General features: G+C 68.5%; 17 protein-coding genes and 1 tRNA gene. 9 read left to right on the top strand and 9 right to left on the bottom strand.

Going from position 1 to position 21,464, the window contains the following annotated elements:
* Positions 1–34 precede the first annotated feature (34 nt).
* The 9 genes from AB8O64_RS16295 to AB8O64_RS16255 all read left to right on the top strand — a co-directional run bounded on the left by AB8O64_RS16295 (position 35) and on the right by AB8O64_RS16255 (position 12,632).
* Positions 35–107, top strand: a tRNA-Trp gene (locus AB8O64_RS16295).
* A gap of 108 nt (positions 108–215) precedes the next feature.
* Positions 216–506 carry a preprotein translocase subunit SecE gene (gene secE / locus AB8O64_RS16290; RefSeq protein ID WP_130879202.1) on the top strand — a complete coding sequence of 97 codons (291 nt, stop codon included), beginning with the start codon at positions 216–218 and terminating at the stop codon, positions 504–506.
* Between the two features lie 80 nt (positions 507–586).
* Entirely contained in the window at positions 587–1,507 is a 921-nt protein-coding gene (nusG, locus tag AB8O64_RS16285) for a transcription termination/antitermination protein NusG (RefSeq protein ID WP_365184796.1), read from the top strand.
* Positions 1,508–1,670: 163 nt separating this feature from the next.
* Positions 1,671–2,105, top strand: coding sequence for a 50S ribosomal protein L11 (gene rplK, locus AB8O64_RS16280; RefSeq protein WP_130878950.1), 435 nt, complete (start codon positions 1,671–1,673; stop codon positions 2,103–2,105).
* A 172-nt stretch (positions 2,106–2,277) separates the two neighbouring features.
* On the top strand, positions 2,278–2,994 hold the full coding sequence (gene rplA / locus AB8O64_RS16275) for a 50S ribosomal protein L1 (RefSeq protein ID WP_130878951.1): 717 nt from the start codon (positions 2,278–2,280) through the stop codon (positions 2,992–2,994).
* Between the two features lie 479 nt (positions 2,995–3,473).
* On the top strand, positions 3,474–4,034 hold the full coding sequence (gene rplJ / locus AB8O64_RS16270) for a 50S ribosomal protein L10 (RefSeq protein ID WP_130878952.1): 561 nt from the start codon (positions 3,474–3,476) through the stop codon (positions 4,032–4,034).
* Positions 4,035–4,142: 108 nt separating this feature from the next.
* On the top strand, positions 4,143–4,529 hold the full coding sequence (gene rplL / locus AB8O64_RS16265; protein WP_356449001.1) for a 50S ribosomal protein L7/L12: 387 nt from the start codon (positions 4,143–4,145) through the stop codon (positions 4,527–4,529).
* A gap of 598 nt (positions 4,530–5,127) precedes the next feature.
* Positions 5,128–8,610, top strand: a complete 3,483-nt coding sequence (gene rpoB, locus AB8O64_RS16260) for a DNA-directed RNA polymerase subunit beta (protein WP_130878954.1) — start codon at positions 5,128–5,130, stop codon at positions 8,608–8,610.
* 122 nt (positions 8,611–8,732) lie between these two features.
* Positions 8,733–12,632, top strand: a complete 3,900-nt coding sequence (locus AB8O64_RS16255; RefSeq protein ID WP_370419788.1) for a DNA-directed RNA polymerase subunit beta' — start codon at positions 8,733–8,735, stop codon at positions 12,630–12,632.
* A gap of 111 nt (positions 12,633–12,743) precedes the next feature.
* On the opposite strand, the gene AB8O64_RS16250 is transcribed toward AB8O64_RS16255, so the two are convergent.
* The 9 genes from AB8O64_RS16250 to AB8O64_RS16210 form a co-directional block, all read right to left on the bottom strand.
* Entirely contained in the window at positions 12,744–13,016 is a 273-nt protein-coding gene (locus AB8O64_RS16250; RefSeq protein ID WP_130878956.1) for a hypothetical protein, read from the bottom strand.
* Positions 13,013–13,291 carry a hypothetical protein gene (locus AB8O64_RS16245; RefSeq protein ID WP_361926697.1) on the bottom strand — a complete coding sequence of 93 codons (279 nt, stop codon included), beginning with the start codon at positions 13,289–13,291 and terminating at the stop codon, positions 13,013–13,015. Before AB8O64_RS16245 ends, AB8O64_RS16250 begins: the two co-directional genes overlap by 4 nt.
* A gap of 41 nt (positions 13,292–13,332) precedes the next feature.
* On the bottom strand, positions 13,333–14,367 hold the full coding sequence (locus tag AB8O64_RS16240; RefSeq protein ID WP_361926694.1) for a peptidoglycan-binding protein: 1,035 nt from the start codon (positions 14,365–14,367) through the stop codon (positions 13,333–13,335).
* Positions 14,368–14,666: 299 nt separating this feature from the next.
* On the bottom strand, positions 14,667–16,148 hold the full coding sequence (locus tag AB8O64_RS16235; RefSeq protein WP_370419787.1) for a phage tail protein: 1,482 nt from the start codon (positions 16,146–16,148) through the stop codon (positions 14,667–14,669).
* 31 nt (positions 16,149–16,179) lie between these two features.
* Complete coding sequence (locus tag AB8O64_RS16230) at positions 16,180–16,890, bottom strand: hypothetical protein (RefSeq protein ID WP_370419786.1); 711 nt, start codon at positions 16,888–16,890, stop codon at positions 16,180–16,182.
* Positions 16,891–18,000: a hypothetical protein gene (locus AB8O64_RS16225; protein WP_370423875.1), complete on the bottom strand. Its 1,110-nt coding sequence runs from the start codon at positions 17,998–18,000 to the stop codon at positions 16,891–16,893.
* 5 nt (positions 18,001–18,005) lie between these two features.
* Entirely contained in the window at positions 18,006–19,154 is a 1,149-nt protein-coding gene (locus tag AB8O64_RS16220) for a hypothetical protein (RefSeq protein ID WP_370419785.1), read from the bottom strand.
* Positions 19,155–19,268: 114 nt separating this feature from the next.
* Positions 19,269–20,207, bottom strand: a complete 939-nt coding sequence (locus tag AB8O64_RS16215) for a phage tail protein (protein ID WP_370419784.1) — start codon at positions 20,205–20,207, stop codon at positions 19,269–19,271.
* A gap of 26 nt (positions 20,208–20,233) precedes the next feature.
* Entirely contained in the window at positions 20,234–21,439 is a 1,206-nt protein-coding gene (locus AB8O64_RS16210; protein ID WP_370419783.1) for a hypothetical protein, read from the bottom strand.
* Positions 21,440–21,464 lie beyond the last annotated feature (25 nt).

The following is a 21,464-nucleotide window of genomic DNA, read 5'->3' as shown; positions in this document are numbered from 1 at the left end:
CCCGAGTGGATGCGGTACGTTGGGGGAACCACAAAGGGTCGTAGCTCAATTGGTAGAGCACTGGTCTCCAAAACCAGCGGTTGGGGGTTCAAGTCCCTTCGGCCCTGCTACACGCATCGTCACCAGGGTGCGTGCATGCGTACGTACTGAAATGCACCGCCGTGCGGCTCAACCGGGCGCGGCACGGCCACGACCCGGATTCAGGTGAGGACGTAGTGACGGAAGCCCTTGGCTCCACCGCGACGCCTGAGAGCGGTCGTCCCGAGGACGAGGTGGCCGCCAAGAAGGGCCGCCGCGGCGGGAAGCGCGGGAAGAAGGGCCCCATCGGGCGCCTCGCACTCTTTTACCGCCAGGTAGTCGCGGAACTCCGCAAGGTCGTCTGGCCCACCAGGAGCCAGCTCTCGACGTACACCACCGTGGTGATCGTCTTTGTCCTCATCGTCATTGGTCTGGTGACCGTGATTGACTATGGGTTCGAGAACGCCGTCAAGTACGTCTTCGGCTGAACCCGCGCGTAGGGCGGCTGCTCTCAGGAGAGCCGCCCCTTCGCACGTTCCACCCCTTGAAGCCAGGAAGAAGCAGCCACGTGTCTGACCCGAACCTGAACGACGCCGTCGAGCCCGTCGAGGCGGCAACGGCCGACGTGGACGCGCCGGCTGCCTCGGACGAGGTCGGCGACGACACCGAGCTTCAGATCGTCGAGAACGCCGACGGCGTCGACGAGCTCGACGCCGAGGACGACGCCGCCGGTGAGCCGGCCGAGCAGAGCGCCATCCACGTCGAGGACGAGAACGCCGAGCTCTCCGACGAGTCCGCCGAGGACGCCGCCGAAGCCGCCCCGGCCGAGGCCGAGGAAGAGACCGAGGAGCCCGCCGAGGAGCAGGCCCCCGTCGACCCGGTCGCCGCCCTCCGCGACGAGCTGCGCGGTCTGCCCGGCGAGTGGTACGTCATCCACACCTACGCGGGTTACGAGAACCGCGTGAAGACCAACCTCGAGCAGCGAGCCGTCTCGCTCAACGTCGAGGACTACATCTTCCAGGCCGAGGTGCCGCAGGAAGAGGTCGTCCAGATCAAGAACGGCGACCGCCGCACCGTCCGCCAGAACAAGCTCCCCGGCTACGTGCTGGTGCGCATGGACCTGACGAACGAGTCCTGGGGCGTCGTCCGCAATACCCCCGGCGTCACCGGCTTCGTGGGCAACGCCTACGACCCGTACCCGCTGACCCTGGACGAGATCGTCAAGATGCTCGCCCCGGAGGCCGAGGAGAAGGCCGCCCGCGAGGCCGCAGAGGCCGAGGGCAAGCCGGCTCCGTCCCGCAAGGTCGAGGTCCAGGTGCTGGACTTCGAGGTGGGCGACTCGGTCACCGTCACCGACGGCCCGTTCGCGACGCTGCAGGCGACGATCAACGAGATCAACGCCGACTCGAAGAAGGTCAAGGGCCTCGTCGAGATCTTCGGTCGCGAGACCCCGGTCGAGCTCAGCTTCGACCAGATCCAGAAGAACTAGTTTCTTCCGGTACACAAGCCTCCGAACAGGTCAGATTGGCTGCTTGCAGCCGGTCTGACCTGCTCGGTTTTTGGCCGAGCCATGTTACCCGTTATCGTGGTGCGGTATGTCTGCGCGCTCTGTGCGCAGGCAAAAAAACTCTCACTAGGACCCGGAGAGAGCAATGCCTCCCAAGAAGAAGAAGATCACGGGGCTTATCAAGCTCCAGATCAGCGCCGGTGCCGCGAACCCGGCCCCGCCGGTCGGCCCCGCGCTGGGCCAGCACGGCGTCAACATCATGGAGTTCTGCAAGGCCTACAACGCCGCGACCGAGTCGCAGCGTGGCATGGTCGTGCCGGTGGAGATCACGGTCTACGAAGACCGCTCCTTCACCTTCGTGACGAAGACCCCGCCGGCCGCGAAGCTGATCCTCAAGGCCGCGGGCGTGGAGAAGGGCTCCGGCGAGCCGCACGTCAAGAAGGTCGCCAAGATCACCCGCGACCAGGTTCGTGACATCGCCACCACGAAGATGCCCGACCTGAACGCCAACGACCTGGACGCCGCCGAGAAGATCATCGCCGGCACCGCCCGTTCCATGGGCATCACGGTCGAGGGCTGACGAGCGAGTTCGCGCAGTGGCCGGCCGAGCGCAGCGAGGTCGACCGCGTAGCGAGTGAGTGAGAAAGCCCGAGCGAAGACGCGCGGGCTGATCAGTCTCCACCCCCCGGCAGTACCCGTGGGAGGACCAGCGCTGGTCCGCACCACGACTCCATAACCACTGAGGAGAAGCAGTGAAGCGCAGCAAGACTCTCCGCGCTGCGGACGCCAAGGTCGAGGCGGAGCGCCTGTACGCCCCCCTCGAGGCCGTCCGTCTCGCGAAGGACACCTCCGCCACCAAGTTCGACGGCACCGTCGAGGTCGCCATGCGTCTGGGCGTTGACCCGCGCAAGGCCGACCAGATGGTCCGTGGCACCGTGAACCTTCCGCACGGCACCGGTAAGACCGCCCGGGTCCTGGTCTTCGCGACCGGTGACCGTGCTGCGGCCGCGGAAGCCGCCGGCGCCGACATCGTCGGCTCCGACGAACTGATCGACGAGGTTGCGAAGGGCCGTCTGGACTTCGACGCCGTCGTCGCCACCCCGGACCTCATGGGCAAGGTCGGCCGCCTCGGCCGCGTGCTCGGTCCGCGTGGTCTGATGCCGAACCCGAAGACCGGCACGGTCACCCCGGACGTGGCGAAGGCTGTCACGGACATCAAGGGCGGCAAGATCGAGTTCCGCGTCGACAAGCACTCGAACCTGCACTTCATCATCGGCAAGGTCTCCTTCGACGAGACGAAGCTGGTCGAGAACTACGCCGCGGCGCTGGACGAGATCCTTCGTCTGAAGCCGTCCGCCGCCAAGGGCCGCTACATCAAGAAGGCGACCCTCACCACGACGATGGGCCCCGGCATCCCGCTGGACTCCAACCGCACCCGCAACCTCCTCGCGGAGGACGAGACCGTCTGATAGACGCGTTCTCGTAGCGAGCGATCGTTACCGGGCCGGGCCCCGCACCCTTTCGAGGGTGCGGGGCCCGGTCTTTTCGTGTGCCCGCCCACAGGCGCCTGGCGGGCCTTCTGGACGCCTTGTGGCGCCGGGCCGCCCGGAAGGAAGGGCCGTCGGCCGGAGGCCCTCACACCCCCGCCGAGCAGCGCTCAAACCACCCCGCAGGAGGCGATTTGCTTCCGGGCGCCCCCTTCACGTACCTTGAGCCAGAAGCCAAAGACCGCTGGTCGTTGCTGTGCCTTCGCAAGAAGGTGTGGTGGCCGAAGGATCCGCTAGCTGCGGGCGACCTGCGCAGGTGATTTGAGGATGAACTCCCGTGAGGACTTCTGGTCCGGACGGTCGAGTACACGCCCCGAGCGCCTGCGCCGGGGCGTTTCGTTTTGCCCAGGTCCCTTCGCGTGTCTATGCGGTCCGAATCACCCGGAAGGAGGCCGAGGCTCATGGCGAGGCCCGACAAGTCTGCCGCGGTTGCCGAGCTGACGGACCAGTTCCGCAGCTCGAACGCCGCCGTGCTGACCGAGTACCGCGGTCTCACCGTGGCACAGCTCAAGGAGCTGCGCCGTTCGCTCGGTGAGAACGCCCAGTACGCCGTGGTGAAGAACACGCTGACCAAGATTGCGGCCAACGAGGCCGGGATCACCACGCTCGACGACCACTTCACTGGTCCGACGGCGGTTGCCTTCATCACCGGTGACCCGGTGGAGTCGGCGAAGGGTCTTCGTGACTTCGCCAAGGAGAACCCGAACCTGATCATCAAGGGCGGTGTCCTTGACGGTAAGGCACTGTCCGCCGATGAGATCAAGAAGCTTGCGGACCTCGAGTCCCGCGAGGTTCTGCTCGCCAAGCTGGCGGGTGCCATGAAGGGCAAGCAGTCCCAGGCTGCCGCGCTCTTCCAGGCCCTGCCGTCGAAGTTCGTCCGCACTGCGGAGGCGCTTCGCGCGAAGGTCGAGCAGGGCGGTGCCGGTACGCCGGCTCCCGTCGAGGCCGAGGCCGCCGAGTAATCACGCGCAAGCGTGTGACCTCGCGTCCGTCACGGTCGCAGCGGGCCCGTAGTACGCCCGCCGAAATGTACATCCGGCACCAGCCGATTTAGTGGAAGGACCGCCATCATGGCGAAGCTCAGCCAGGACGACCTGCTCGCCCAGTTCGAGGAGATGACCCTCATCGAGCTCTCCGAGTTCGTGAAGGCCTTCGAGGAGAAGTTCGACGTCACCGCCGCCGCCCCGGTCGCCGTTGCCGCCGCCGGTGGTGCCGCTGGTGGCGCCGCCGAGGCCGTCGAGGAGCAGGACGAGTTCGACGTCATCCTCACCGCCGCCGGTGACAAGAAGATCCAGGTCATCAAGGTCGTGCGTGAGCTGACCTCCCTGGGCCTGAAGGAGGCCAAGGACCTCGTCGACGGCACCCCGAAGCCGGTCCTCGAGAAGGTCGCCAAGGACGCCGCGGAGAAGGCCGCCGAGGCCCTCAAGGGCGCCGGCGCCTCCGTCGAGGTCAAGTGACACTGCTGACTCTCCTGTGCCGTCGGACACGTTCCGGTAGCGCGAACTCAAGGGCGATCACCCATGCGGGTGGTCGCCCTTGGGCGTTCCCCCGGCAGGTGCCTTGCCCTGTGGCCGGGGGCGAGTATGGTGATCTTCGTTGTCCCCGTCGTGCGGTCCACAGGTGGCCGCTCAGAGGGGTCGCGGGGGGCTGCTGAGGGGCTTCCACGGGGCCGCCCGGTGCCGAGGGGCCTTGACGAACGGCACGTCGCGCGCAATTCTCAGGACGCGCGTCACATCGATCCAAAGGCCGAGGCATGGATCGAAGACGAAGAGGGAAGCCTTGCGTCAGGCGATGTGCCAGACGCGAGGAACAACAGGATCCCGGAGGGAGAGATTGGTATCGCACCGGTCTCCGGAAATCCGCTCTGGACATCAGTGGGCCAAGTGGCTACACTGACCCTTTGCGCTGCCTGTTAGCTGCTCCCTGCCCGTCACCAGGGGCATGCCCGCTGTCGAGCACTGCTGATGGAAACCCACTGAGCTGGGATTTCTCTCGTATGCACGGAGCGGGACCGGTACGCGCGTAGTGAGTCCGAGCCCTCGGAAGGACCCCCTCTTGGCCGCCTCGCGCAACGCCTCGACTGCCAATACGAACAACGGCGCCAGCACCGCCCCGCTGCGCATCTCTTTTGCGAAGATCAAGGAGCCCCTCGAGGTTCCGAACCTCCTTGCGCTGCAGACCGAGAGCTTCGACTGGCTGCTCGGCAACGCCGCCTGGAAGGCTCGCGTCGAGGCTGCGCTGGACAGTGGTCAAGACGTCCCCACCAAGTCCGGTCTGGAGGAGATCTTCGAAGAGATCTCCCCGATCGAGGACTTCTCCGGGTCGATGTCGCTGACCTTCCGCGACCACCGTTTCGAGCCGCCGAAGAACTCCATCGACGAGTGCAAGGAGCGCGACTTCACGTACGCGGCCCCGCTCTTCGTCACCGCGGAGTTCACCAACAACGAGACCGGTGAGATCAAGTCTCAGACGGTCTTCATGGGCGACTTCCCGCTCATGACCAACAAGGGCACCTTCTGCATCAACGGCACCGAGCGTGTCGTCGTGTCGCAGCTGGTCCGCTCGCCGGGTGTCTACTTCGACTCCTCCATCGACAAGACGTCCGACAAGGACATCTTCTCCGCCCGGGTGATCCCCTCCCGTGGTGCCTGGCTGGAGCTCGAGGTCGACAAGCGCGACCTGGTCGGTGTCCGCATCGACCGCAAGCGCAAGCAGTCCGTGACCGTTCTCCTGAAGGCTCTCGGTTGGACGACCGAGCAGATCCTCGAGGAGTTCGGCGAGTACGAGTCGATGCGCGCCACCCTGGAGAAGGACCACACCCAGGGCCAGGACGACGCGCTGCTCGACATCTACCGCAAGCTGCGTCCGGGCGAGCCGCCGACCCGTGAGGCCGCGCAGACGCTGCTCGAGAACCTCTACTTCAACCCCAAGCGCTACGACCTCGCGAAGGTCGGCCGCTACAAGGCCAACAAGAAGCTCGGTGCGGACCAGCCGCTCGATGCCGGTGTGCTGACCGTCGACGACATCATCGCGACGATCAAGTACCTGGTGAAGCTGCACGCCGGCGAGACGGAGACCGTGGGCCAGAACGGCACCACGATCGTCGTCGAGACCGACGACATCGACCACTTCGGCAACCGTCGTCTGCGCAACGTCGGCGAGCTCATCCAGAACCAGGTCCGCACGGGTCTGGCTCGTATGGAGCGCGTCGTCCGCGAGCGGATGACCACCCAGGACGTCGAGGCGATCACGCCGCAGACCCTGATCAACATCCGGCCGGTCGTCGCCTCCATCAAGGAGTTCTTCGGCACCAGCCAGCTGTCCCAGTTCATGGACCAGACGAACCCGCTGTCGGGCCTGACCCACAAGCGTCGTCTGTCCGCGCTGGGCCCCGGTGGTCTGTCCCGTGAGCGGGCCGGCTTCGAGGTCCGAGACGTTCACCCGTCGCACTACGGCCGCATGTGCCCGATCGAGACGCCCGAAGGCCCGAACATCGGTCTGATCGGCTCGCTCGCCTCGTACGGCCGCGTCAACGCGTTCGGTTTCGTCGAGACCCCGTACCGCAAGGTCGTCGACGGTGTCGTCACCGACCAGGTGGACTTCCTCACCGCCGACGAGGAGGACCGCTTCGTCATCGCGCAGGCGAACGCCCCGCTGACGGACGAGAACACCTACGCCGAGGACCGCGTCCTGGTCCGCCGTCGTGGCGGCGAGATCGACTACGTGCCCGGCACGGACATCGACTACATGGACGTCTCCCCGCGCCAGATGGTGTCGGTCGCGACCGCCATGATCCCGTTCCTCGAGCACGACGACGCCAACCGCGCGCTCATGGGATCGAACATGATGCGCCAGGCCGTTCCGCTGATCAAGGCGGAGGCCCCGCTGGTCGGCACCGGCATGGAGTACCGCTGTGCGGTCGACGCCGGTGACGTCATCAAGGCCGAGAAGGACGGTGTGGTCCAGGAGGTCTCCGCGGACTACGTCACCGTCGCCAACGACGACGGCACGTACAACACGTACCGGGTCGCGAAGTTCTCCCGCTCGAACCAGGGCACGTCCTTCAACCAGAAGGTCGTCGTGGACGAGGGCGCCCGCGTGATCACCGGCCAGGTGCTCGCCGACGGCCCGTCCACGGACGAGGGCGAGATGGCGCTCGGCAAGAACCTCCTCGTGGCGTTCATGCCGTGGGAAGGCCACAACTACGAGGACGCGATCATCCTGTCGCAGCGCCTCGTGCAGGACGACGTCCTCTCCTCGATCCACATCGAGGAGCACGAGGTCGACGCCCGTGACACCAAGCTGGGCCCCGAGGAGATCACCCGGGACATCCCGAACGTCTCCGAGGAGGTCCTCGCCGACCTCGACGAGCGCGGCATCATCCGCATCGGTGCCGAGGTCGTCGCCGGCGACATCCTCGTCGGCAAGGTCACGCCCAAGGGTGAGACCGAGCTGACCCCGGAGGAGCGCCTGCTCCGCGCGATCTTCGGTGAGAAGGCCCGTGAGGTCCGTGACACCTCGCTGAAGGTCCCGCACGGCGAGATCGGCAAGGTCATCGGCGTCCGCGTCTTCGACCGCGAAGAGGGCGACGAGCTGCCCCCGGGCGTGAACCAGCTGGTCCGCGTCTACGTGGCGCAGAAGCGCAAGATCACCGATGGTGACAAGCTCGCCGGCCGTCACGGCAACAAGGGCGTCATCTCGAAGATCCTGCCCGTCGAGGACATGCCGTTCCTCGAGGACGGCACCCCGGTCGACATCATCCTCAACCCGCTCGGTGTCCCGTCCCGAATGAACCCGGGACAGGTCCTCGAGATCCACCTCGGCTGGCTCGCCAGCCGCGGCTGGAAGGTCGAGGGCGACGAGGACTGGATGAAGCGTCTGCAGGCGATCGGCGCCGACGATGTCGCCGCCGGCACCAACGTCGCGACCCCGGTCTTCGACGGCGCCCGCGAGGACGAGATCGCCGGTCTCTTCGAGTCCACGATCCCCAACCGTGACGGTGACCGTCTGGTCCTGCCCTCGGGCAAGGCCCGGATGTTCGACGGCCGCTCCGGCGAGCCGTTCCCGGACCCGATCTCGGTCGGGTACATGTACATCCTCAAGCTGCACCACCTGGTCGACGACAAGCTGCACGCCCGTTCGACCGGTCCGTACTCGATGATCACCCAGCAGCCGCTGGGTGGTAAGGCTCAGTTCGGTGGCCAGCGCTTCGGTGAGATGGAGGTGTGGGCGCTGGAGGCATACGGCGCCGCATACGCCCTCCAGGAGCTGCTGACCATCAAGTCCGACGACGTCACCGGCCGCGTGAAGGTCTACGAGGCCATCGTCAAGGGCGAGAACATCCCCGAGCCCGGCATTCCCGAGTCCTTCAAGGTGCTCATCAAGGAAATGCAGTCCCTGTGCCTCAACGTGGAGGTGCTGTCCTCGGACGGCATGTCCATCGAGATGCGCGACACGGACGAGGACGTCTTCCGCGCTGCGGAAGAGCTCGGTATCGACCTGTCCCGGCGCGAGCCGAGCAGCGTCGAAGAGGTCTGACGGGTCTGGTCGGGGCTCTCTAGCAGAGCCCCGGCCGTCCCCGGACCCCCAGACCATGATGTAGAGCCCACTAACTCGCTGGCGCGAGGGGGCACAAACCCTGAAAGAGGGATTGACGAACAGTGCTCGACGTCAACTTCTTCGACGAGCTGCGGATCGGCCTGGCGACCGCGGACGACATCCGAACCTGGTCCCACGGCGAGGTCAAGAAGCCGGAGACCATCAACTACCGCACCCTGAAGCCCGAAAAGGACGGACTCTTCTGCGAGAAGATCTTCGGTCCGACCCGGGACTGGGAGTGCTACTGCGGCAAGTACAAGCGTGTCCGCTTCAAGGGCATCATCTGTGAGCGCTGCGGCGTCGAGGTCACTCGCGCCAAGGTGCGTCGTGAGCGGATGGGCCACATCGAGCTTGCCGCTCCCGTGACCCACATCTGGTACTTCAAGGGCGTTCCGTCGCGGCTGGGCTACCTGCTCGACCTCGCCCCGAAGGACCTCGAGAAGGTCATCTACTTCGCCGCCTACATGATCACGTGGGTGGACGAGGAGCGCCGTACGCGCGACCTGCCCTCGCTGGAGGCCCACGTCTCCGTCGAGCGTCAGCAGATCGAGCAGCGTCGTGACGCCGACCTCGAGGCCCGCGCCAAGAAGCTCGAGTCCGACCTGGCCGAGCTCGAGGCCGAGGGTGCCAAGGCCGACGTGCGCCGCAAGGTGCGCGAGGGCGCCGAGCGTGAGATGAAGCAGCTGCGCGACCGCGCGCAGCGCGAGATCGACCGCCTCGACGAGGTGTGGAGCCGCTTCAAGAACCTCAAGGTCCAGGACCTCGAGGGCGACGAGCTGCTCTACCGCGAGCTGCGCGACCGCTTCGGCACCTACTTCATGGGTGCGATGGGCGCCGCCGCGCTGCAGAAGCGCCTGGAGTCCTTCGACCTCGACGAGGAGGCCGAGCGCCTCCGCGAGATCATCCGGACCGGCAAGGGCCAGAAGAAGACCCGTGCGCTCAAGCGCCTCAAGGTCGTCTCCGCCTTCCTGCAGACCCGCAACAGCCCCAGCGGCATGGTGCTCGACTGCATCCCCGTGATCCCGCCGGACCTGCGTCCGATGGTGCAGCTGGACGGTGGCCGCTTCGCGACCTCCGACCTGAACGACCTGTACCGCCGTGTGATCAACCGCAACAACCGCCTCAAGCGTCTCCTTGACCTCGGTGCCCCCGAGATCATCGTGAACAACGAGAAGCGGATGCTGCAGGAGGCCGTCGACGCGCTGTTCGACAACGGCCGCCGTGGCCGTCCGGTCACCGGTCCGGGCAACCGCCCGCTGAAGTCCCTGAGCGACATGCTCAAGGGCAAGCAGGGTCGTTTCCGTCAGAACCTGCTCGGTAAGCGTGTGGACTACTCCGCGCGTTCCGTCATCGTCGTCGGTCCGCAGCTGAAGCTGCACCAGTGTGGTCTGCCCAAGGCCATGGCGCTGGAGCTCTTCAAGCCGTTCGTGATGAAGCGCCTGGTCGACCTGAACCACGCGCAGAACATCAAGTCGGCGAAGCGCATGGTCGAGCGCGGCCGCACGGTCGTGTACGACGTGCTCGAAGAGGTCATCGCCGAGCACCCGGTGCTGCTGAACCGTGCGCCCACGCTGCACCGCCTCGGCATCCAGGCCTTCGAGCCGCAGCTGGTCGAGGGCAAGGCCATCCAGATCCACCCGCTCGTCTGCACCGCGTTCAACGCGGACTTCGACGGTGACCAGATGGCCGTGCACCTGCCGCTCTCCGCGGAGGCGCAGGCCGAGGCCCGCATCCTGATGCTGTCCTCGAACAACATCCTCAAGCCGGCCGACGGCCGTCCGGTCACCATGCCGACCCAGGACATGGTGCTGGGTCTGTTCTTCCTCACCACCGACGAGGAAGAGCGCAAGGTCATCGGCGAGGGCCGGTCCTTCGGCTCGGTCGCCGAGGCGATCATGGCGTTCGACGCCCGGGAGCTCTCGCTCCAGGCGAAGGTCGACATCCGCTTCCCGATCGGCACCGTCCCGCCGCGTGGCTGGACCCCGCCGGTCGCCGAGGAGGGTGAGCCGGAGTGGCAGCAGGGGGACACCTTCCGCCTGCGCACCACCCTGGGCCGCGCGCTCTTCAACGAGCTGCTGCCCGAGGACTACCCGTTCGTCGACTACTCGGTGGGCAAGAAGCAGCTCTCCGAGATCGTCAACGACCTGGCCGAGCGCTACCCCAAGGTCATCGTGGCGGCGACGCTCGACAACCTGAAGGCTGCGGGCTTCCACTGGGCGACCCGTTCCGGCGTCACCGTCGCCGTCACGGACATCGTCGTCCCGGAGGCCAAGAAGGCCATCGTCAAGGGCTACGAGGCCCAGGACGAGAAGGTCCAGAAGCAGTACGAGCGCGGTCTGATCACCAAGGACGAGCGCACGCAGGAGCTCATCGCGATCTGGACCAAGGCGACCAACGAGGTTGCCGAGGCGATGAACGCGAACTTCCCCAAGACGAACCCCATCTTCATGATGGTTGACTCGGGTGCCCGAGGAAACATGATGCAGATGCGACAGATCGCCGGTATGCGTGGTCTGGTGTCGAACGCGAAGAACGAGACCATCCCGCGACCCATTAAGGCGTCGTTCCGTGAGGGTCTCTCCGTGCTGGAGTACTTCATCTCCACCCACGGTGCCCGTAAGGGTCTCGCGGACACCGCGCTCCGTACCGCCGACTCGGGTTACCTGACCCGTCGTCTCGTGGACGTCTCGCAGGACGTGATCATCCGCGAGGAGGACTGCGGCACCGAGCGCGGCCTCAAGCTGGCGATCGCGACCAAGGGCACCGACGGTGTCCTGCGCAAGACGGACGACGTCGAGACCAGCGTGTACGCCCGTATGCTCGCCGAGGACGTCGTCGTCGACGGCAAGGTCATCGCGCCTGCCAACGTCGACCTCGGTGACGTGCTCATCGAGCAGCTCGTCGCGCACGGCGTGGAGACGGTCAAGACCCGCTCGGTCCTGACCTGTGAGTCCGCGGTCGGCACCTGTGCCTTCTGCTACGGCCGCTCCCTGGCGACCGGCAAGCTCGTCGACATCGGTGAGGCCGTCGGTATCATCGCGGCCCAGTCGATCGGTGAGCCCGGTACCCAGCTGACGATGCGTACCTTCCACACCGGTGGTGTGGCCGGTGACGACATCACCCAGGGTCTGCCCCGTGTCGTCGAGCTCTTCGAAGCCCGTACGCCCAAGGGTGTCGCCCCGATCTCGGAGGCGGCCGGCCGCATCCGTATCGAGGAGACCGAGAAGACCAAGAAGATCGTCGTCACCCCGGACGACGGCAGCGACGAGACGGCGTTCCCGATCTCGAAGCGTGCCCGTCTGCTGGTCAGCGAGGGCGAGCACGTCGAGGTGGGCCAGAAGCTCACCGTGGGTGCCACCAACCCGCACGACGTGCTGCGCATCCTCGGCCAGCGCGCGGTCCAGGTCCACCTGGTCGGCGAAGTCCAGAAGGTCTACAACTCGCAGGGCGTGTCGATCCACGACAAGCACATCGAGATCATCATCCGGCAGATGCTGCGCCGCGTGACGATCATCGAGTCCGGCGACGCGGAGCTGCTGCCGGGCGAGCTCGTGGAGCGCACGCGCTTCGAGGGTGAGAACCGTCGTGTGGTCACCGAGGGCGGTCACCCCGCCTCCGGCCGTCCGCAGCTGATGGGTATCACCAAGGCCTCGCTCGCCACCGAGTCCTGGCTGTCGGCGGCGTCCTTCCAGGAGACGACCCGGGTGCTGACCGACGCGGCGATCAACGCCAAGTCGGACTCCCTGATCGGCCTCAAGGAGAACGTCATCATCGGTAAGCTCATCCCGGCCGGTACGGGTCTCTCCCGCTACCGCAACATCCGGGTGGAGCCGACCGAGGAAGCCAAGGCCGCGATGTACTCGGCCGTCGGCTACGACGACATCGACTACTCGCCCTTCGGGACGGGTTCGGGTCAGGCCGTGCCGCTGGAGGACTACGACTACGGTCCGTACAACCAGTAAGTCGGTACAACACGCTCGCAGGGCGGTCACCTCGCAAGAGGTGGCCGCCCTGCGGCGTTCCCTGCCGGGACGGTCACGTCGGGCTGCTGCGTGCCGTGGTGTTGCCGATTGCTAACGGGCGGCCAGCCCCCACGCGGAGAGCACCAGCCCGGCGAGGGCCGTGAGCGCGGCGATGCTGGCCAGCGGCCAGCGGGCCCGCTCCAGGGCGTAGAGCCGGGACTCGTGGTCGGCGAGCTGCTTGTCGGTCTGGTCACTGCGCTGGACGAGCAGCGCGAGCGCGCCGTCGACCCGGGCGAACCCGGCCTCCATCGTGCCGCGCAGCCGTTCCAGCTCCAGGGCGACGGTGGCGGTGGTGCCGGACGCTTCCGTGCCGGGGTCGTTCATGCGCGGCCCCGGTCGTCCTCGGCGGCGAGGGCGCGCAGGGCGGCGTCGCCGTTCGGGGGCGGCGTGCCCTCGGTGCGGAGCCATGCGGGAAGCAGGGCCTGTACGGCCGGCAGCGCCATGACGCGGGCGAGGCCGCCCGCGGCGGCCAGCGCCCCCGCGACCCAGGGGAGGGTCGCGGGGACGCCGGAGGCGTCGACGATCGCGGGCAGGACGACCGCGAGGCCGACGGCGGTCTGGAGAACGGTGCGGAGGGTCCGCTTGGTGGCGTCGGACAAGGGACGGCCTTTCCGGGTTTTCAGGTGTGGGGCGGGGACGATCAGGAGGAGCGCGGGACCTTGAGGGCGTCCCAGGAGTTCCGCCCCGGCCAGCCGTCGGCGTCGGAGCCGCTGAAGCCGAGCTTGCGCTGCCACTTCGCGTAGGAGTTCCGGTCGGCGTCGGTCCACCGGGAGCCGGGGCCCTCGGCGTACGCGGAGCAGCCCTCGGCGACGAGACGGCGGCCCATGGCGGTCACGACGGGGGAGTCGGGCTCGCCCTTGAAGAAGTCGGCGCCGGGGAAGGGCTCGTGGTCGTTGCCCGCGGCGGGGACCTTCAGCTCCTGGCCGGGGTGCAGGACATCGGGGTCCTTGATGCTGTTGAGGCTCACGAGGCGGGGGACGTTCGTGGCATGGGACTCGGCGATGCCGGTGAGGGTGTCGCCCGCCTGGACCGTGTACGGCTGGGTGCCCTTGGAGGGGTTGCCCTCGGTCGGCTTGCCCGGCGCGGAGCCGAGACGGCCCGCGATCTTTCCGCGCATGCCGTCCATGGAGAAGCCGACCGGGTCGATCTTGTCGTTGGTCCACTCCTTGTGCCCGATGACGGACGCGGAGCTCCAGCCGTGCGCGCGGCAGAGGGCGGCGGACACCCGCTCGATGGCCTCCAACTGCGCGGCGGGCCACGGGTCGTCGCCGTCACCGAGGTTGATGCACTCGAAGCCGTAGAAGCGCGCGTTGCCGTCGGTGTCCATCGCCGTGGGGCGGGGCAGGGCGGACTCGGCGACGACGGCGCCGAGGACATCGCTGTCGCCGCTGCCGGCGTGGTTGGTGCGGCCGTTGCCGACGAGGTGGACGGTGCCGGCCTTGTCGATGACACCGTGGCAGAGCGGGCCGGGCAGCTCGTCGTAGCCCTCGTAGCAGAGATCGACGCTGCCCTGGGTGCCGCTGGTGACGGTGTGATGGATGATCACACCGTTGACCGGCCCCCAGGCGCCCTTGTGATTGCGGTTGTGCTCACGCCAGTTGCCGACCTCGACGACGTTCACCCCCTCGGCACGGAGGGCGGCGACGAACTGGTCGGCGGAGAGGGGAGTAGCCATGCGGATTCACTCCGGTGTGGGTAGGGGGACTGCTGCTGAGTGGTGTCCTCAAGCGCCGGACGGGCTGAAAACCAGGCCCGGGTGAGGACGCGCCCGCAGGCGGAACTCCGCGGGACGAGCCCAGGGCTTGTCCCGCGGTCGCTGCGGGGCTGTGTCGTAGGCACCACCGCTGCGCGGCGGTGTCCTCAAGCGCCGGACGGGCTGTCATCGGCTGGGCTCAGCCGACATCAAGCCCGTCCGGCGCTTGAGGACGCGCCCGGAGGGCGCTCGCCGCCGCAGGCGGCAAAGACGGCTCGCGGCTAGGCGACCGCGGCCCAGATGGCGTTGGCGTCGTCGATGACGGACGACGGGGTGAAGGAGGCGGGCAGCGCGGTCTGGCCGGTCGCGGGGAGGCGGCCGTGGCGTACGAACTCTCCCGGCATGCGGGCGGCGCAGGACGGGCGGAGGCCGAAGTTGGACCCCACGGCGAAGCCCGGTCCGTCGGTCTTGGTGGCCGGCCCGTTGAAGACGAAGGCGACCCAGTACTTTCCGGGCTGCGCGACGTACGGCGCGGTGAGGGGGAAGGCGACGGTGGAGCCCTCGTGCACCGCCGGGAAGATGTCCTTCAGCGACGGGGTCACGGCCACCCGGTTGCCGGCCGCGTTGTACAGGCCCGCGTACGACGCGGCGCTGAGGGTGTTGCCCACATAGCCATGGCAGAAGAACGCCAGCTTGCTGATGTCCGTGGGGGTGTGGAAGACGACCCCCATCAGGTACACGTTGCCGGTGGAGCAGTACTGCGGTGCCTGGTTCTTGTCGGTGGACGTCGACATCGACGACGAGGCCGGGTCGAACGTCCACGCCTTGAAGCCGAGGTCCGTCGGCCCCCAGGTGCCGGGGCTGGACACCAGGTCCACGTAGTCCTTGCGGACCAGGTGACCACCATTGGTCGGCGCGCCCATCGACATCGGCGGTGCCATGAAGGTCTTCGTCCCGTCGATCGTCTGCGAGCCGCTCAGCAGCACCGCCGTGTCCACCGGGACGGCGTTCACGTCGCCGGCCGACAGGACGACCTTGCCCGTGGCGCCGTTGACGGACTGGACGGGGAAGTCCGCGGGCTTCGCGTACCGCAGGTCGCCCGCCGCCTGGTCGAGGGCGCCGACGTCGGCGGCGGTCAGGACGACCGTGCCCTTCTTGCCGTTGACGGACGACACCGGGGCGACCGCGCCCGGCGGCAGCTGGGCGGCCGGGACCTTGCCCGTGGCGTCGAGGCTCGCGACACCGCTCGCCACGCCGACCGACGCGGCCGGGACCGCCTTCACGTCGGAGGCCGCGAGCGTGATGTCCGCGGCGCTCTTGCCGTTGACGGACCGGACGAGACCCGGTGCGCCCGCCGGACCCGCCGGGCCCGGGGTGCCGGCCGGGCCGGCCGGGCCCGGGACGGCGACGTACTCGGGGGCCTCGGGGTTGACCGGGGCGATGTCGGCGAGGTCGACGGTCGCCTGGGAGGCCGGGAGCACGATGTTGTACGTGCGGTTCACCGGCAGCCCGGACAACTGCTCGGTCACGGTGTACTGCCACTTCGCCGGGTTCATGCCCGGGGCGTCCGTGGCGGGCAGGGCGGCCTTGATCCGGCCGTCCGCGTCGAGCTGGGCGACGATCGGGCCGCCGAGGATGACGTCGCTGCCGGTGTGCGTCAGCAGCGTCGGCGCCTGGAAGATGACATTGCCGGTGAGGGCGAGGCCGTCCGGGGTGAGGTAGCGGGCGGTGACGGTCACCGTGGGGATGGTGTCGGGCAACACGTGGGTGGCTCCAAGGGTGTTGAGGAGAAGGTCAGGACTGGACGCCGTACAGCGCACGCGGCGTGCAGGAGACGGCGCCGCCCGCGGCGGTCGCACGGGCCTGGACCTGGAAGGTCACACGGCTGTCGAACGCGGCCCCGATGGGCGCGGTGAACTCCAGCGGCCCCGGTCCGGCCGGACCGACCTGGGCGTCGTTGACCAGCAGCCGGACCTCGCCGCCGGCCGTGGCGGCGATCAGGCAGTAGAGGTTCGGGTGCTGGGCGATGGCTTCGCCGCTGTAGAGAGTCGTCCACTGCGTGGAGTCGGTGGACTCCCAGCGGCCGGTGTTCTCCGGTGTCGGCATCGGATACGGGATGTACGGCCGGGCGAGCCCTTCCCCCGTGGTGTCGTCCGCGAAGAGGGCGTTGCCCTTGCGGTCGAAGACCTTCACCGACTGGCTCGGCTGGAGGTCGGGGGCCTCGGCGTGCACGGTGAGCGCCTTCGAGCCGTCATCGCGGCGGACGAAGAAGCCCTGCTGCTCCCCGTCGGGCCGGGCGGGGGAGACCTGGCCGATGTAGAGGAGCTCCGCGCCCTTCTGCTCGTCGCGGTTGCGGACGGCCAGCTGGCCGCCGTCGCTGATGACGACGTTGCCGCCGCTGACCCGGTCCATGGCGGGGCGGGTGTTCGCGCTGCCCATGAGCGCCCGTACCTGCCGCTCCAGGGAGCGGATGCGGTCGAGGAGATCGGTGGGGATCGCGGCCATCTATGCCTCTTCCAGATAGAGCTTCGCGGTCTCGCTCTTGCCGCGCGCGGGCGGGGTGACGGTCAGGCCCACGACGCGGTAGCGCAGGTCCGGGCCGTCCACGTGCCAGCCGTCGCGGATGCGCAGCCGGACGGACGCGCCGATGAGCGCGGGGGTGATCCGCCCGTCCACGCGGATGGTCACCTCGGGGATGATCTGCGGCCGGCGGGCCCGGGACAGCTCGGCCCGCGCCGCGCTGTTCAGGACCGCCTGATCCGAGACACCGCTGTGGTCCGAGGAGTTCTCCAGGCGCGGCCAGCCCGCGTCGAGGTCCTCGGCCGCGACGGCGGGCACGGACATCTCCGGGAGCGAGTCGGAGGCCTGGTTGCGGTTGGAGGTCTCGCCCCGGGCGACCCAGACGTTGGCCTGCACGGTCGAGTCCGCCGGCAGGCTGTAGGTGAGGACCTGGCCGGGCCGGTCGAGCACGATGTCCGCGTCACCGGTCGTGATCTTCGGATGGCCGAGCTGGAGCTTCTTGACCCGTGCGCCCGTCTCGGGATCGCGGAAACACTGGATTCGCCATTCGAAACCGTCCTGCATGGCGGCCAGTTGGTCGATGAGCTCCCGTACCCGCGCGAGATCCGTGTAGGCGTAACGGCGGTTCCACACCACGCCGGAGAAGTCGTCCCCGTAGGTGATGCCGATGTCGCCGCCCGGCTGTGACTGGACGTGCCGGACGAGGGCACGGACGATCTCGAACTGGTCGACGGTAGAGAACCCCCGGTCCTTCGCCAGGATGCGGTGGTCGAGGTAGGAGTCGAAGGTGCCCGCCTGGATCTGTACGCTCAGCCGGCCCCGCTCGTCACCCGCCGGGGTGCACGTCCACAGGATGCCGCCCCACCAGATGTCGGAGCCGCGCTCCAGCCAGACCGCGGTGCGGCCGGGCTGGAGCGCGGTACGGGCCCGCTGAGCGAGGGCCGTGTCGGGGAGCGGGACCGTGGCGCGCAGCTGCCCCGGCTTGCCGATGAAGTCGTCGAACTCGACCTCGGTGAGGGGCAGGGAGTCGATGACCCGGTCGGTGCGGAGATCGCAGAAGAGGGCACGGTACGTGACGTCCGCCGTCGGCGTCATCCGCCTCATGCGTTGACCTCGTAGGTGCCCCAGACCTCGTACCAGGACTTGTCGGGGGTCGGCACGGCCGGGTGGTCGGCGTCCACCCACGCGCCGGAGGGGCGGCCGTTCGAGTCGTTGCAGCACCAGCCGCGGGCCACGCCCGTACCGTCCGCGACGCCGCTGATCCGGTTGTTCGGGTCCGACCGGTAGATCTGGCAGCCGCCGAAGTAGTAGACGCCGTCACCGGGGCCTATACGGCCGCGGAAGTGCGCGGCGATGGGGACCGCCGGGGGGATGGGCAGGGTCAGGTACCAGTTGCCGTTGTGACCGGCGCCGCCCCAGTTGCTGGTGGTGCCGATGGAGAGCGAGGCGTAGAAACGGACCTCGTTGCCGACCTTGATGTACCGGCCGGTCACGGAGCCGTTGCCGGTCTTGGGCTGCGGGCCGTTCTCCGCGCCCCACTTCGGGGTGTAGGACTGCCACGACGGGATCGGGTCCGGGTACGGCTTCCACACCGAGCCGTCCCAGCGCTCCAGGCCCACCCCGGTGTCGCGGTACTGGCCGGGGTAGGCGCCGTTGAAGCCCAGCCCCCAGCCGCGCGGGATGATGCCGCCGACGGCGACGGTCACCCGGCGCCGGTCCTTGACGGCGGACTTCCAGTTGATGCCGCCGGCGCCCGTCGACGCACCCGCCGGGACCGTCACCTCGGCCAGGGCGAGCGAACCCGACGGCGTCGGCGGGGCGGTCGGGCTGGCCGAGGGGGTGCCCTGGACGATCTCGATGGCGGCGGCCGTCTTGTTGGAGGCGTCCTGGTCGTTGTCGTAGATGCGCACGACGACGAGGTCCACGCGCGGGTTGCCGGGGTCGCCGTCCGCGAAGGTGATGCTCGTGAACTCCGGTACGTACACCGGGTAGGCGCCGGCGACCTCGGTGCTCTGGACGACCGCACGGCCCGGGGAGACCTTCGCGCTCATGCCCGTGGCGCCACCGGTGACCTGGAGGCCGGAGACCGTCTCGTCTCCGTTCGGGGAGCCCGGGATCACGCCGTCGCGCGACATCAGCGGGCCGGAGGGGGTCATGGTGCCGAGGGGGGCGAGCCGGGTGTCGATGCGGGACTGGCCGCCGTTGCCGTCGGGGGTGCTGTTGAGCAGCCAAGCGCTGCGGATGTTCATACCGTTCTCCAGGGTGGTGTGCGGGTGCGGTGCGGGTGCGGGTGTGGACCGCGTGCTGTCGCCGGGTGCGCGTCGGCGCGGTGCGGGCCGCGCTCTGTCGCCGGCCGGCGCGGTCTACCAGTGCGCGTTGCGCCAGGTGACGGACACCGAGGGCTGCGGCTTGTCGACATCGCTGTCGAAGGAGCCGGGCTCGCAGCGGAACGCGAAGGACGAGTCACCCGGGTCGAGTTGGAAGAGCAGCTCGGGCGTCGACCAGGCGGTGGCGGTGTGGATGCGGGACGTGGTGCCGTTGAGGACGACCGTGCCCGCGCCGGTGTCGACGGTCAGGACGTCCGAGGGGGCGAGCGCGATGTCGTACTCGATCCGCAGACCGTCGCTCAGCCGGGTCAGCGACGGGCGGCGCACGGGCCCGCGGAACTCGATCACCGGGTTCGCCGGGGCGTCACCGGCGTTGAAGGCGGTGACCAGGCCGGTCGACCCGGGCGCGCCCCAGTCGAGCGGCCAGCTGAGACCGTCGGCCTTCCAGCTCAGGCCCTTCTCCGGGGTCGGCAGTCCCGTCGATACGGTCTGCTCCTCGATGGCGAAGCGGCGTGGATCGGCGCAGACCCACTGCACGGTGGCCTTCGCCGCGCCGTGCGTGACGAACATCCGGTCCTGGGGGATGGACCGCTGGTTGACCCGGGCCCGGCAGGCGAGGGTCTCGCCGTGCAGCCGCACGGCCAGCCATTGCTCGCCGCTGTGCACGGCGGTGGCGGCCCGGAACTGCGCGGCGACGGCCGCGGCCTGGGACGGCTGGTCGGGCAGCAGCCAGACGGGCGCGGTGACGGTACGGGCCTGTGACCACTGGGAGCCCGGCCAGGCGCCGTGCTGGTCGGGGCGCAGGACGTCGCCGCTGTCGAGGCCGGGCAGATCGGCCCAGCCGGTGATCCCGCTGTCGGCGATCTCGTAGTCGGTACCGGGGCCCAAAAGCAGTCCGGCCCACTGGATCTGCCCATCGAGGGTGATCAGTGAGCCGGGGGGTGCGGTGGCCGTGTTCATTTGTGTCGGGGGCATGGGTGGAGCGGCCCTCACCTTCTCGTTTACGTCGTGTGCTGCGGCGCGTGCTGCGTGGTGTGTGCCAGGAACAGCAGGTCCTCGGCGATGCCGTGGGAGCCGCGGTTCCCGGGCTCGTAGTAGTTCTCGATGCGCCTGGGTGCCGGGCGGGCACCGGGTACCGAGCGGGCGGCCTCGGCGGTGCGGGCGAGCAGCCGGTCGAGCGCCGACAGCGGCAGAACGGCCTCGGCCTCGCCGGCCTCGGCGAGGATCACGGGCACACCGCCGTCGCGAGGGGTGACCACACCGCCCTGGGCGAGCATCGGGATCTTCGACAGGTGCACCCCGAACTTCTTGCCGAAGAGGCTGAAGCTGAGGCTGTTGAGGCCCTCGATCACCCAGTTGGCGAAGGCGATGAGCCCGTTGAGGGGCCCCTTGACGACGCCGACGACCATCTGGAACCCGGTCTGGAGGAAGTCGCCCATGCCGTGGAGGGCCTTCTCCATCGCGGAGTTGACCTCGTGGAACCCGTCGGGGACGGACTTGGTGACCCATTTGACGACGGGCTTGATGACGTTGCCGACCGCGTCCCAGACGCCCTTGATCACCGTGACATAGGCGGTGACGACCGGGACGATCACGGTCAGCGCCGTGTTGATCAGCTCGCCGACGGTGCTGAAGACCGTCTCCATCAGCTGCTGACCCAGCTCCGAGTCCATCGCGAACTCGACGAGCTGGACGGCGAACGGGGCGAGGAGCGTCGCGACGAGGACGAAGGGGTTGGTCTTCATGACGAGGTTGACCGCCGTCATGACCTTGGAGGCGATGTTCAGTTTGCCGCCGAGAACGCCCGTGATGCGCCCGATGATGCCCGCGCCCTTGCCCTGAAGGGTGATGGACTTGGTGGCGCCGTCGGACTGCCGCTTGATGTTCTTCAGCAGCCGCGTCGACTGCTGCGCCCCGGTCTTCGACTTGAGGATGCCGGTATGGGCGGTGCCTGCCTGCTTGCCGAGCGCGGTGGCCGCGCGCCCGGCGGCGGTGGCTCCGGTGCCGAACTGCTTGACGTCCTTGCCGGCCTGGCCGGTGGAGGTCTTGATGCGATCGGCGGCGCGGGTGGCGTTGCGGATGCCGGTCTGGCTCGTACGGATCGCACGGCTGGCCTGGCTGAGCGCGGTGCCGAAGTTACGGAAGGCTCCGGCGGAGTTGGCGAGTGGATTGCGCGGGACGCGGGCGATGGCCATCGCTGCCGCCATGGTGGGTTTTCCTCCCCTCGGGAGC

The sequence above is a fragment of the Streptomyces sp. QH1-20 genome (assembly GCF_041283565.1).
GTDB classification, from domain to species: Bacteria; Actinomycetota; Actinomycetes; order Streptomycetales; family Streptomycetaceae; genus Streptomyces; species Streptomyces syringius.
The sequence above is the reverse complement of the archived record's forward strand: the minus strand, read 5'-3'. Positions and strand labels throughout refer to the sequence as shown.